Source organism: Pseudomonas sp. 43NM1, from assembly GCF_002836905.1.
GTDB classification, from domain to species: Bacteria; Pseudomonadota; Gammaproteobacteria; order Pseudomonadales; family Pseudomonadaceae; genus Aquipseudomonas; species Aquipseudomonas prosekii.
On record NZ_MKGS01000136.1, the window covers coordinates 24394 to 37742 of the forward strand.

The following is a 13349-nucleotide window of genomic DNA, read 5'->3' on the forward strand; positions in this document are numbered from 1 at the left end:
CCGGTGTAACGCGATGTTTCTGCCAATCCAGCATTTGCTTAAACAAAAAACAGCGAGGAATACTCCATGCTCGAAGTCATCAACGGCTTCCTCTCAGAGAAAGTACTGATCGTGCTCATTGTCGGGCTCGGTGGCTACTTCACGATCCGCTCGCGTTTCGTTCAATTGCGCCATTTCTTCCATATGTTCGCGGTGTTTCGCGACAGCCTCAAAAGCAGCGCCGGTCAGCTCAGCTCGTTCCAGGCGCTGATGCTCAGCCTCGCCGGTCGCGTTGGCGCCGGCAACATCGCAGGTGTCGGCATCGCCGTGACCATGGGCGGCCCGGGCGCAGTGTTCTGGATGTGGGTGACCGCGCTGGTCGGCATGTCCAGCAGCTTCTTCGAATGTTCCCTCGGCCAGCTCTACAAACGCTGCGACTCCGACGGCACCTATCGCGGCGGCCCGTCCTATTACATTCAGCACGGTTTGCAGAAGCGCTGGTTGGGCATGGTCATGGCATTCCTGCTGTTGGTGACCTTCGGTTTTGCCTTCAACGGCCTGCAATCCCACGCCGTGACCCACTCGCTGAAAGACGCATTCGAACTCGACCCGACTTACACCGGCGCCGCGCTGGCGGTGTTGCTCGGTCTGGTGTTCATCGGCGGGATCAAGCGCATCGCCAAGGTCGCTGACCTGCTGGTGCCGGTCAAAACCCTGGTGTACATCGGCGTGACCCTCTACGTGATCGTGCTGCAATTCGACCACGTACCGGCGATGCTGATGACCATCGTCAAAAGCGCTTTTGGTCTGGATCAAGCGTTCGGCGGCCTGGTCGGCAGCGCGATCATCATGGGCGTGAAACGCGGCGTGTTCGCCAACGAAGCCGGTCTGGGCAGTGCGCCCAACGTGGCGGCGGTTGCGTCGGTCGAGCACCCGGTGGCACAAGGTGTGGTTCAGGCGTTCAGCGTTTTCCTCGACACCTTCATCATCTGCACCTGCACCGCGTTGCTGATCCTGTTGTCGGGTTTCTACACGCCGGGCTTTGAAGGCGACGGCATTGCCCTGACCCAGAACTCGCTGGCCGCTGTCGTCGGTGACTGGGGCCGCAGCTTCATCTCCGTGGCGCTGTCGTTGTTCGTGTTCACCTCGATCCTCTACAACTACTACCTCGGCGAGAGCAACCTGCGTTTCCTGATCGGTGAAAACCGCTTGGCGCTGATGGCTTATCGCGCGCTGGTGCTGGTGTTGATCTACTGGGGCGCGGTCGAAAACCTCGGCACGGTGTTCGCGTTTGCCGACATCACCATGACCATGCTCGCGTTCGTCAACCTGATCGCGCTGTTCCTGCTGTTCAAGATCGCCATGCGCGTGCTGCGTGACTACGACGACCAGCGCGCTGCCGGGATCAAGACGCCGGTGTTCGATTCGAGCAAGTTCCCGGACCTCGACCTCGACTTGCAAGCCTGGCCAGCCAACCCGCCAGCCTCTGCCAGCAAGGTTGAAGCCCCGACGCAAGCCAAGCCTCAAGACGTAGCCGCAGCGCAACGCTGATCGGTTAAAGTGCGAAAAACCTTGTAGCAGCGAGCCTGCTCGCGAAGCGGTTGTAACCTTCAACTTCACCGTTGACTGATACATCGCTTTCGCGAGCCGGCTCACTGCTACAGGGGACCTCATCGTTCTTCGGAGAGTCTCCATGAATTCCTCGACCTACCCTGCCGCCCAGCACGTCATGGTGCTCTACACCGGCGGCACCATCGGCATGCAGGCCAGCGCTGCCGGTCTGGCCCCGGCATCCGGTTTCGAAGCGCGGATGCGCGAATACCTGCACAGCCAACCGCAACTCGTGGTGCCGCAGTGGCATTTTCGCGAGATGAGCCCGCTGATCGACAGCGCCAACATGACCCCCGCCTACTGGCAGCAACTGCGCGAAGCCGTGGTCGATGCGGTGGACGTGCAGGGCTGCGACAGCGTGTTGATCCTGCACGGCACTGACACCCTCGCCTACAGCGCGGCGGCGATGAGTTTCCAATTGCTCGGCCTGCACGCGCGCGTATGTTTTACCGGCTCGATGCTGCCGGCCGGCGTGACTGACAGCGATGCCTGGGAAAACCTCGGCGGTGCACTGGTCGCGCTCGGCCAAGGCCTGGCGCCGGGCGTTCACCTGTATTTCCACGGCGAACTGCTGGAACCGACACGCTGCGCGAAAGTGCGCAGTTTCGGCCGCCATCCGTTCAAGCGCCTGGAACGTCAGGGCGGCGGCGTGAAGGCGACTTCACTGCCGACAGAACTGACCTATAACCAGCCGAAAAACCTCGCGAACGTTGCGGTGCTGCCGCTGTTCCCCGGCATCGGCGCCGAGGTGCTGAACGGCCTGCTCGACAGCGGCATTCAGGGTCTGGTGCTGGAATGCTACGGCAGCGGCACCGGGCCAAGCGACAACCCTGCGTTTCTCGCCAGCCTGGAACGGGCGCGGGACAACGGCGTGGCGGTGGTTGCGGTCACGCAATGCCATGAAGGTGGGGTCGAGCTGGATGTGTATGAGGCTGGCAGTCGCTTGCGCGGCACTGGCGTGTTGTCGGGCGGCGGTATGACCCGTGAAGCAGCGTTCGGCAAGCTCCATGCGCTGCTCGGCGCCGACCTGGATAACGCCGACGTGCGACGCCTGGTCGAACTGGATCTGTGTGGTGAGTTGAGCTGATCCATCGCGGCTGGCCGGCGCCTGCGATTTGGCAGGCGCCGGCTAGCCGCGAGGCTTACTTCTTGACCTGATAATCCTGGCCCCACACACGCACCGTGGTGGACGTCTCGATCGGCCCTTCAAACGTGAATTTCTGCCGTATCGCCGCTTTGGGCGGAACGGTGACCTCATCAGGGTTATCCAGGCTGGCGGTCAGTCCGTTGGCGTAACCGTCCTGATCGATCGCCAGCAAGGCTCCGGTCTGCTTGAGGTTGATCAAGCGCAGTTGGCTGTCGCTGCTGTTCTTGAAGCCCAGGGTGACATTGAACGTGTCGCCGACGGCCTCGGTCTTCAGCACCTGCACATCGACGCGGTCCTTCATTTGCTCGCGAGAGGAAATGATCGAAGCACCGTCAACGCCCTGTGCCGACTGGCGCCCGTCGAGCACCCCTTCACTGACCCCGCCCAACAGGTTCTTGCCAGCCGAAATCGCCGACGAGACCGCAGCCTTGGCCGAATCCTTGATGCTGCTGCCGTCGGCCGGCTCGCCTTCGGCAAAGCACAACGAGCTGAGCAACAGGCTGGAGGCCAGGAGCATGGAGCGCGATGGAGTGAATGTCATACCTAGTCCCTTATGGTTGTGTGCCACGCCACCCGAGGGTGAATGGCAGGCAGGTTGCACCAATCGGCAATCGGCGGCAAGCAGTCGCCAGCCATAACGGCATGCAACTTGCTCCCTTCCGGCAGACCTCATGGACGGAAGCTCCCATGCTCCATTCCCACCTCACCACCCTTAACGCCGTCTCCCTGGTGCTCGACACCTTCAAGGCCGAGGGCCTGTCCAGCGCAGCGTTGCTCGCCGGAAGCGGCATCAGCGCGGCGGATCTGAGCCGGGCGGACACGCGCATTACCACCAATCAAGAGATGCAGGTCTGCGCCAATGCGGTCGCGCTCAAGCGTGATATCGGCCTGGAACTGGGCCGGCGCATGCACGTTTCGTCCTACGGCATGCTCGGTTATGCGCTGCTCACCAGTGCCACCTTCGGTGACGCTTTGCGCCTGGCGATGCGTTATCCGGCGCTGTTGGGAACACTTTTCGAGCTGAGCCTGGAAGACGATGGCGAGCGCGTCTGGTTCGTCGCCGCCGATTATCGGGAGAACCCGGCGCTGGCGGTGTTCAATGCCGAATTCTGCCTGGTGTCGTTGAAAGTCATCTGCGACGACCTGCTCGGCCATCCGCTGCCGCTGCTCGGCGCACGCTTCGAGCACACGGCGCCGGATTATCAGGCGACCTACGCCGAACACTTCAATTGCCCTTTGAACTTCAATGCGCCGGACAACGCCTTCGCCTTCGACCGCGCGTGGCTCGATCAGCAGTTGCCGCTGGCCGACGCCATCACCCACCAAGCCATGGCCGAACGTTGCCGCAAGCAGAACACCGAGTTCACCGGGCGTCAGGCGTGGCTGGGGCGGATTCGCCAGTTGCTCGGCGCGCAATTGAACGCGGCGCCGGGACTTGAGGGGCTGGCGGCGCAGATGAAATGTTCGGCGCGCACTTTGCGCCGACACCTCAAGGATTTGGGCTGCAGCTATCAGGAGTTGCTCGATGAGCTGCGATTCGAGCAAGCCAAACAAATGCTCTGCGACGATCAACTGCCGATTTACCAGATCGCCGAGGCGCTGGGCTTCAGCGAAACCGCCAGTTTCCGCCACGCGTTCGTGCGTTGGAGCGGCGTTGCGCCGAGTCAGTTCCGCCCTTAAGCACAACGACGCAGGAATCAAATTCCTGTAGGAGCGAGGCTTGCCCGCGAAGCTTTTAGCGTTCGCAAGGACGCCTTCGCGGGCAAGCCTCGCTCCTACGGGTCCTGCGTCATTCGGGGGCAGCCGCGCGCCAACAAGGGGCGAATTGCGGTCAGAGGTTTTGGCCATATCGATCCCCTTTTGGCCTCTCCTGCCGTTCTCCCAAACGCCGTGCGAGGCAAGACTGGGTGCAACCGAATCAGCCTGCGGAGAACAACAAAATGCTGACGATTTACTCGGACGATCACCACCTGCACCACGGCCGCTGCGAATTGATGGACGGGCAACTGATGCCCTGCTTCGAAATGCCCTCGCGCGCCGACCATGTGCTGCAGCGGGTCAAGGATCGCCAACTCGGCGCGGTCGAAGTGCCGCAGGACTTTGGCCTCGGGCCGATCCAGCGAGTTCACGACCACGCCTATCTCGATTTCTTCAAAGGCGCCTGGGCCCGTTGGACCGAGTTCAATACCGACGGCGACTTGCTGCCCTACACCTGGCCGGCGCGCACACTGCGGCGAATCATGCCGACCAGCCTGCACGGCCAGCTCGGTTATTACAGTTTCGACGGCGGCGCGCCGATCACCGCGGGTACCTGGCAAGCGGCGTACAGCGCAGCGCAAGTGGCGTTGACCGCGCAAGCAGCGATCCAGCGCGGCGCCCGCACTGCTTTCGCGTTGTGTCGTCCGCCGGGACACCACGCCGCCAGCGATTTGATGGGCGGTTATTGCTACCTCAACAACGCCGCAATTGCCGCTCAGGCCTTCATCGATCAGGGCCACAAAAAAGTCGCGATCCTCGACGTCGATTACCACCACGGCAACGGCACGCAATCGATTTTCTACGAGCGCAGCGACGTGCTGTTCACCTCGATCCACGGCCACCCGGAAGCCGAATTCCCGTTCTTCCTCGGCTACGACGATGAACTGGGCGAAGGCGCCGGCGAAGGCTACAACTTCAACTACCCTCTGCCCGCCGGCTCAGGCTGGGAGACCTGGAGCGCCGCGCTGGATCAGGCCTGCGAGCAGATCGAAAAGTACGGCGCCGACATCGTCGTCGTGTCGCTGGGCGTCGACACGTTCAAGGACGATCCGATCTCGCAGTTCAAGCTCGACAGCCCGGATTACCTGGCCATGGGCGCACGCATCGGCAAGCTCGGCAAACCGACGCTGTTTGTCATGGAAGGTGGCTACGCGGTAGAGGAAATCGGCATCAACGCCGTCAACGTTCTCGAAGGTTTTGAAAGCGCCCATTGAGGAATTAAAACAATGAACAGACTCAAGCGTTTTATCGCTCCAGCGTTCGTCCCCACGATGCTGTGCGCGACGTTGCTCAGCGGCGCCGCCCACGCCGAAGAGCGAACGTTGCGCGTCTACAACTGGTTCGACTACATCACGCCCAAGGCGTTGGAAGACTTCAAGACACAGAACACCCAGACCAAACTGGTCTACGACATCTTCGACACCAACGAAGCGCTCGAAGCCAAGTTGCTCACCGGCAATTCCGGTTACGACGTGGTGGTGCCGTCCAACGTGTTCCTCGCCAAGCAAATTGAAGCCGGGGTGTTCCAGCCGCTGGACCGCAGCAAGTTGCCGAACTGGAATCACCTCGATCCCAAGTTGATGAAGCTGATCGAGGCCAACGACCCCGGCAACAAATTCGCCGTGCCGTACATGTACGGCACCATCCTGATCGGCTTCAACCCGGACAAAGTCAAAGCCGCGCTCGGCGCCAACGCGCCGGTGGACAGTTGGGACCTGATCTTCAAGGAAGAAAACCTCAGCAAGCTCAAGCAGTGCGGCGTCGCCCTGCTCGACTCGCCGTCGGAGATCCTGCCGCTGGCCCTGCAACACCTGGGCCTCGACCCGAACAGCACAAAACCGGCGGATTACGAAAAGGCTGAAGCGCTGCTGATGAAGATTCGGCCGTACGTGACGTACTTCCATTCCTCTAAATACATGGCCGACATCGCCAACGGTGACATCTGCGTCGCGGTCGGTTATTCCGGCAGTTTCTCCCAGGCCGCCAATCGCGCCAAAGAGGCGAAAAACGGTGTGGTGGTCGACATGCGTTTGCCCAAAGAAGGCGCCCCGATCTGGTTCGACATGCTCGCGATTCCCAAAGGCGCGAAGAACCCGCAAGACGCCTACACCTTCATCAACTACCTGCTGCAACCGCAGGTGATTGCGCCGGTCAGCGATTTTGTCGGTTACCCGAACCCGAACAAGGACGCCACCGAGCTGGTCGATCCGGCGATCCGCAACAACCCCAACCTGTACCCGACCGAGTCGGCGATGAGCACGCTCTACACCTTGCAACCGCTGCCGCGTGATGCCGAACGCGCACGCACGCGAGCGTGGACCAAAATCAAATCCGGCACCTGATCATCCGCCCAGCCACCAGACCCGCCACGCGCGGGTCTTTTTTTGCCTGCGATAAATAGCTACCACCCGCAGCAGCATCGCGTTTCCTACCGTGAGCCACTCCGTAATGCCCCGATCAACAAGGAACCGACCATGACCTCCCCGCCCGAACACCTCAACAACGCCATGCTGCTGCAGGAAAAAAGTGCGCTGATCTACCAGACCAGCCGCGGCCCCAGCCTGCGGGAAGTCGGCGCAAAACTGTTGCGCGAAGCGCTGCACGAGCTGTACCCGAACCTGCACATCGATCCGGATCACACCTTGATCGTCACCCCGCACTGGGAGCCGGCCGGTGAATCGCTGAACAGCTTCGAGCCGCTGATCGAAACCATGACCACCACGTTGCTGGCGCAAAGTCGCTCGGCACGGGCGGCCAACTTCATTGAAGGCGAGCACTTCCTGACCCCCGCGCCGCTCACCGAATACCCCGTACAACTGGCGGTCAGCATCGAGGACATCGCCAACCTGCTGAACAACTACGCGCCGCTGCTGTTTGTCGAATTCCAGCAGCAGCAACTCGCTTACTGGAACGCGCCAATCAGCGGCAAACCGCGCTGGCATGAACTCAGCGACACCCTGAGAAAGGCCTTGAACCTGCAACAGATCAAAGGCTGGACCGCCGATGACTGCGAAGTCGCACGAGCCGTTTCCGCCTACCCCGACAAAACCGAGCGAGCCACGGCCAACACCGCGATCCCGGGCATTCAGGCGTGCCTGATCGATATCGATTACGACGAGCCGGACAACGTCCGCCACGTCGTACTCAGCGGCGCAATCGTGCTCAAGGCGACCCATAACAACCGCGAGATCCTGCTGCTGCACAGCATCGAGGGCGGCTACGAGACTTTCGCGTCCATGCAAGCGTTGGGCGCTTCCCTGCCGACGCGCATGGGCATGGAGGACACCGGGCATACCTGGCAATGGCGGCTGTTCGAACCGGATGGCAACGTGTTCGATTACGTCGCGTGGGCGCTGATCGCCGGGCAAATGGAGGCGATCTCTTCGCTGCAATCCTCGGCCGATGCAACCACGCTGCCCATTTCACCCGCCTCCAGCGGTCCCGGGAATTTCAGCGCCGAAGAAAAGGTCCACTTCGACCAACTCGAAGCGGCGATACCCGCGTGGCTGGCCAACGCCTCCGCGTCCGACCTGCAAGCCTACGGCCATTACCTGTCCAATCAGGGCCGATTGCGCAACGCTTCCGGGCTCAACGACATCCAGTTGATCAGCGAATATGCCGAACAACAGATGCGCAACGCGATCATCGCGGACCGCAGCGCGCATGCCAATGACGCTGCTGCGCTGCCCCTTGAGGACCTGCGCATTGTTGTCGTCAGCAGTCTGAGCGTCGGCGCCTTCACCCTGCCCAACCCGCAGGAAACCCACGTCGAAACCCTCGGCCAGTTCGCCCTGCAGAACAACACGCCGTACAAAGCGGCGCTGAAATTTCTAAACAATCAGGCCTGCCCTGCCTGGCTGACGGTGCCTTACCTGGTGAAAATTGCGCAGCAGGTCGATGTCGGCAAAAACTACCCGGCGCTGCTCAAGGCTCACCTCATCGACGATGACACGCTGGCATTTGATCAACTGCAACGGTATGTCAACCTGTTGCCCGACCTGCTCAAACTCAAGGCTCTGGAATGCAAGCTGCAAAAGGACGGCGGCGTCAACGCGACGGGTTATCGCTACATCTGTGAATTGATGGACCGGGCACAGGGTCATCCGCCGCAGGAGTCGCAGGACATCGTCATCCGCCCATTGAGTTTCGTGCCGCGCCATCGTTTGTTGTCGACGGGCGATACCGTGGCGAACATGTTCATCATCGGCCCACGGCATCCGCACAACAGTCCGTGCCTGCTCTACCGTCCGGCGCTGGAACAACCGCTGCTGCAATTCGCCTCGCTGCAAAACATGATTTACGCCATCCACCAGCCTGGCGAACTGCGCGACTCGGTGCTGGCCTGGCTGCCGACCCCGGCGCTCAGTTTCGAATATTCGCAGTACGTGTTTCCGGTCGGCCTGCCGTCACCGTGGCTGACCACGCAAACCGGGATCGAGATGCTGTTCAACCTCGACTTGAGCGGGCCGATCAGCCTGGGCACCGACGAAATTCGCGAAAATCTGTTACCCACGTTGTTTACCAGCAACGCCAACACGTTGGTCGAACAAGCGGATCGGCAATCGCTGTCGAACGGCGAGCGTCGCTGGGAACTGCTGCGCGACAGTGGCTGGGCGATTTTCAATATCGCCTCGACTTTTCTGACCGGCCCGGTGGGCACCGCCGCGTGGGTCTGGCAATGCATCGGGCAATTGCAGCAAGGGCTGGAAGCACGCGAACGCGGCGACAGCCTGGTGCAATGGACGTCGCTTGGCGACGTGCTGATGACGCTGGGGATGATCCTGATCCACCGCGCCAGTCAGCGCCGCAATCGCGTCGAGGTCGAGCGCAGACCCGGCAAACGCCGCAGCTCGCTGCAGCAAAAATCGGTGCCGCGCTTGCTGGCACCGGCGACTGCCGCGACCACCATGACGTTCGACAGCCACCTGCTGACCGGCCAACTGCCGCTGGAACACGCTACCACGCTGGAAGAAACCGCCTCGGTTCCGCGCCGCGCGCCAGGTCCGCTGGGTATTTATCTGGACACCCTGAAAGTCAGCGCGCCGGACTTGAACAATGCCGACGTAACCATCCTCAAAAGCGCTCCGCCGCACCTGTACCAGCTCGACGACAAACGTTACGCGAGGGTCGGCACACGCTGGTTCGAGGTGATGACCAATGGCGATGACGAAGTGGAAATCTTCAATCGCAAAAGCCCGATGCGTAATGGGCCGTTGTTGATCCATGACCTGCACGGCAATTGGTACGTCGACACGCGCCTGCGCCTGCGCGGCGGCGGTTTGAAAAGCCGCTTGAAAGCCATCCGCCTGCAAAAAGAGCAGCGCAAGGACGCCTTGGAGGAAAAAATCCAGGCGTTCAAACGTCAGGAAACGGCGATAAAAGATGAAGTGCAGGCATTGCAGGATGCGATGCTGCTGGCGCCCGTCGATGGCTACGAAGCGCACGCCAAGGCGTATACCGACCGCATCGAAAGCGTGATCGACAACTACCGCGAAGCGCTCGCGCAACTCGGCGAGTGGCGCCAACTGGGCGGCACAATCGGTTACACCTACGACATGCTGCGCCTGACTACCTTGCTGGAAAAATACCTGTCGCTGTGGTTCACGGTGAAGGGCTCTCTGTATTCGACGATCATTGCGCCGATGACCGGCGAAGGCGCGATCAACCCCAATGTGCCCGTGGGCGGCGACTTGCCGACGATTGGCCGAGCCACCGAGGTGTCGCACGCAATCATCCAGCGCATCGGCTGGGCGCAGGAAGCTCTGGACGGCCTGAAAGTGTTGGGCCGCGCCTCCCGCGAAGCGTCGCACACCATCAAAAGCCTGATGCCGCGCTACTCGCAACTGGATTACAAGGCCAACCTGATCGGCATGGCGTACGAGCAATGCGTGCAAGAACAGGCCAGCGAAATGATGCCGCTTGCCCGTGCGGCGGTGGCGGACATCGTGGTCGATGCCTCGGAAGCGAGTCACAAACTCAACGATCTGCTGAAACCCGCGCAGGCGCCAACGCCCGCCGCGCAACGCATCAATGTGCTGTCGCAACTGACCGATACTTTCGCCGATGCACTGCAACGGCTCGAAGACTTGCCCGAGCAATACCCTGCCATGACCCATCCCGAAGCAGTGGCGCGTTTGCATGACCAGATCAAGGAGTTCCAGGCAATTGCCCAGGCGCAGCTCTCGGCGCTTGTGCCGGAAGATGAGTGGGCCGTCGAGCAGGAAGAAACGCCCGCCGTTGCCGGGCCGTCGCGCCTGCAGGTGAAAGTCACGAAAACCCGCCCGCGCAACTCGCCAACGGACACCGAGCTGCCGGCGCAAACGGCTCATTTCAAGCGTTTGATGCCCAAGAGCGAGCAACCGGCCAAACCCGTTCGAAAGGACATGGAAGTTATTGCCGACGCGCTGGGGCTCAATCTTGAAGTCGAGAGTTTCATCACGCGCACGCGCAAGGACGCCGAACGCGCCAACCGCATCCCCGCCGACATGCAGCATCTGTTCGAGCAGCAAGCACTCAAATATGAGGATGAAGCCGCAGCGGTCGATATCGCTTCAGCCAACATCCGCAGCACAACCGGTCAGCCGCCGCCGGTCTCGACGCTGAGTGCCGAACTGCGCAGCGGCGCCGAGCAACTGCGTACCGCCGGGATCAACGTGCGAGCGTCGATGCTGAAGAAACGCAAACCGCGTCAGGAGTATTTCCAGTGGTTGCATCAGAACACTCAAGTCACCGTCGTACGCAACGAACTGGGGCGGATCAGAACCAAAAATCGCAAAGACTATTTTCAGGAATATCGAATACTCGACACCACGCGTAGCGATCAGCCGCTATGGGTCGCGCACTTTCACTACGAGGCAGCCGACAGCCCGGCCAGCCAACCGACCGCGGCGCACCTGAAAATTGCCGACAGTTATCTGCAAACGCTGGAGCCGGAACTGCGTCAACAACTCGAATTGATTGAACCGATGGATTACGTGCTGCGCCGAATCAACGATCCGCTGACGCGCTCACTGTTTCTCGACCTCGAACCAATAAAACCGGCCGCAACAAATAGTTGAATCCTGTAGCAGCTGCGGAGCCTGCGTCCGGCGTTTGTAGCAGCTGCCGAGCCCGCGAGGCTGCGTTCGGCTGCGTAGCAGGCGTAAATCCCAAGGCGAGAATTGCGTTCTCGAACGCACCCTCGCGGGCTCGGGAGCTGCTACAGGGGATCGGTGTTTGGCGGGGTCAGTCGCAACCCCAGGCAACCCGCAAACGCATCAGCGCCGAGTAAATATCGGCCTCCGGCACAGCGGCGAAACCCAGCACCAACCCGGCGCGCTGATCTGCTGGCAGGGTGGAATCGGCCAACCAATAACTGCTCAACGGATTGATCTCAACGCCGACCGCCGCCGCTTGCGCCACCAGTTCGCGCTCGCGAGCGACGCTTTCCACCGAAACAGTCAAATGCAGGCCTGCCGCGACATTCGGCAGGCTGCCGACGCCCGGAATATCCTTCGGCCAACCGGCCAGCAGCGCATTGCGACGACTCAACGCGGCGCGACGCATGCGCCGAATGTGCCGCTGGAAATGCCCGGCGGCGATGAACTCGGCCATCACCGCTTGCGTGCTGACCTCCGAATGCCGCACGTCCACGGCGCGGCGCCGCGAGAACGCATCGACCAGCGCCGGCGGCAACACCAGATAACCGAGGCGCAATGCCGGGAAAGCCACTTTGCCGAACGTGCCGACATACAACACGCGCCCCTGGCGATCCAGCGCCGCCAAGGGTGCCAGCGGCGCGCCGCTGTAGCGATACTCGCCGTCGTAGTCGTCTTCGACGATCCAGCCTTGACTGCGCTCGGCCCACGCCAACAATTCCAGACGCCGCGCCAGACTCATGATCACCCCGGTCGGGTATTGATGAGACGGCGTCACATAAGCCAAGCGGCAATCGCTCAGCCCTTCCAGCTCAGCGCAATTGATCCCCTCGCCGTCCACCGCCACGCCGTGCAATCGGCCACCGGCCACGGCGAATGCATGACCCGCCGCGCGGTAGCCCGGATTCTCGATCGCCACACCATCGCCGGGCTCCACTAGCAGCTGTGCACAAAGGCTAATCGCCTGCTGCGCGCCACTGGTGATCACAATTTGCTCAGCCGTGCACTGCATGCCGCGCGAACTGCGCAAATAGGCCGCGATCATTCCGCGCAATCGCTCATCGCCCGCCGGGTCGCCGTAACACAACTGCTGTAAATCCGGTTTACGCCAGAAAGCCGCGTTGAGCTTGGCCCACACCTCGAACGGGAACAGATCAAAGGCCGGCACACCGACTCGAAAAGCCTTCGGCGGACCACTGGGCGGCAGGGCCAAATGGTTGTTTTCAACCCGCTGCAAAGCCACATTGTGGATAACTTTACTGGATGGAATCACAGGTAAATCCAGCCAATTTGTGGATAAGGTTGTGGGTAAGCCTGTTGATAAGCCTGTGGACAGTTTTGTGGATAGTTTTTTTGCCGGCAATGCGGTTTGCGGCAATTGCGCGACATAAGTGCCGTCGCCGACCCGGCCTTCGATAAACCCTTCGGCGTACAACTGATCGTAGGCGCGGACCACGCTGTTGCGCGAAATCGACAACGCCGCCGCCAGATCGCGAGTGGCCGGCAAACGCGTGCCGCTGGCCAGTCGGCCATCGAGCACCCGCGCGCGCAAGGCTTGATAGAGCTGCCGGCTCAGCCCTTGGCGCGGATCAAGTTCGATGCCGGCCGGGTTGAAGGACAAGGACAACGGTTCGCTGGTCATCGCCGTTCTCGCACTGAATGGACCTATGAAATTGGCCGCTAATGGCTCTTACAACGGACCAATAGCCTGCCTAGGA

8 protein-coding genes are annotated in these 13349 nt (G+C 61.3%); 6 read left to right on the forward strand and 2 right to left on the reverse strand.

Annotated elements, in window-relative coordinates; translation table 11 throughout:
* Nucleotides 1–66 precede the first annotated feature (66 nt).
* Both BI292_RS13050 and BI292_RS13055 read left to right on the forward strand, forming a co-directional pair.
* Complete coding sequence (locus BI292_RS13050; RefSeq protein WP_092275946.1) at nt 67–1530, forward strand: sodium:alanine symporter family protein; 1464 nt, start codon at nt 67–69, stop codon at nt 1528–1530.
* A gap of 142 nt (nt 1531–1672) precedes the next feature.
* Entirely contained in the window at nt 1673–2677 is a 1005-nt protein-coding gene (locus BI292_RS13055; RefSeq protein WP_101208122.1) for an asparaginase, read from the forward strand.
* Nucleotides 2678–2732: 55 nt separating this feature from the next.
* Here BI292_RS13055 and BI292_RS13060 read toward each other — a convergent pair whose 3' ends face one another.
* Nucleotides 2733–3278 (reverse strand): hypothetical protein, encoded by a 546-nt coding sequence (locus BI292_RS13060; RefSeq protein ID WP_101208123.1) that lies wholly within the window; start codon nt 3276–3278, stop codon nt 2733–2735.
* 146 nt (nt 3279–3424) lie between these two features.
* Here BI292_RS13060 and BI292_RS13065 point away from each other — a divergent pair, with 146 nt between their 5' ends.
* The 4 genes from BI292_RS13065 (at nt 3425) to BI292_RS13080 (ending at nt 11553) form a co-directional block, all read left to right on the forward strand.
* Nucleotides 3425–4417, forward strand: a complete 993-nt coding sequence (locus BI292_RS13065; RefSeq protein ID WP_101208124.1) for an AraC family transcriptional regulator — start codon at nt 3425–3427, stop codon at nt 4415–4417.
* A gap of 260 nt (nt 4418–4677) precedes the next feature.
* Nucleotides 4678–5709 carry a histone deacetylase family protein gene (locus BI292_RS13070; RefSeq protein WP_101208140.1) on the forward strand — a complete coding sequence of 344 codons (1032 nt, stop codon included), beginning with the start codon at nt 4678–4680 and terminating at the stop codon, nt 5707–5709.
* A gap of 12 nt (nt 5710–5721) precedes the next feature.
* The gene (locus BI292_RS13075) at nt 5722–6837 is read left to right on the forward strand and encodes a polyamine ABC transporter substrate-binding protein (protein ID WP_101208125.1); all 1116 of its coding nucleotides are present in this window, start codon (nt 5722–5724) and stop codon (nt 6835–6837) included.
* A 132-nt stretch (nt 6838–6969) separates the two neighbouring features.
* Entirely contained in the window at nt 6970–11553 is a 4584-nt protein-coding gene (locus tag BI292_RS13080) for a dermonecrotic toxin domain-containing protein (protein WP_101208126.1), read from the forward strand.
* 166 nt (nt 11554–11719) lie between these two features.
* On the opposite strand, the gene BI292_RS13085 is transcribed toward BI292_RS13080, so the two are convergent.
* Nucleotides 11720–13273 (reverse strand): PLP-dependent aminotransferase family protein, encoded by a 1554-nt coding sequence (locus tag BI292_RS13085; protein WP_101208127.1) that lies wholly within the window; start codon nt 13271–13273, stop codon nt 11720–11722.
* Nucleotides 13274–13349 lie beyond the last annotated feature (76 nt).

What these genes read in the sequence shown, in the direction of transcription:
- BI292_RS13050 (WP_092275946.1), top strand. Translation starts at nt 67, where the DNA reads ATGCTCGAAGTCATCAACGGCTTCCTCTCAGAGAAAGTACTGATCGTG.
- BI292_RS13055 (WP_101208122.1), top strand. Translation starts at nt 1,673, where the DNA reads ATGAATTCCTCGACCTACCCTGCCGCCCAGCACGTCATGGTGCTCTAC.
- BI292_RS13060 (WP_101208123.1), bottom strand. Translation starts at nt 3,278, where the DNA reads ATGACATTCACTCCATCGCGCTCCATGCTCCTGGCCTCCAGCCTGTTG.
- BI292_RS13065 (WP_101208124.1), top strand. Translation starts at nt 3,425, where the DNA reads ATGCTCCATTCCCACCTCACCACCCTTAACGCCGTCTCCCTGGTGCTC.
- BI292_RS13070 (WP_101208140.1), top strand. Translation starts at nt 4,678, where the DNA reads ATGCTGACGATTTACTCGGACGATCACCACCTGCACCACGGCCGCTGC.
- BI292_RS13075 (WP_101208125.1), top strand. Translation starts at nt 5,722, where the DNA reads ATGAACAGACTCAAGCGTTTTATCGCTCCAGCGTTCGTCCCCACGATG.
- BI292_RS13080 (WP_101208126.1), top strand. Translation starts at nt 6,970, where the DNA reads ATGACCTCCCCGCCCGAACACCTCAACAACGCCATGCTGCTGCAGGAA.
- BI292_RS13085 (WP_101208127.1), bottom strand. Translation starts at nt 13,273, where the DNA reads ATGACCAGCGAACCGTTGTCCTTGTCCTTCAACCCGGCCGGCATCGAA.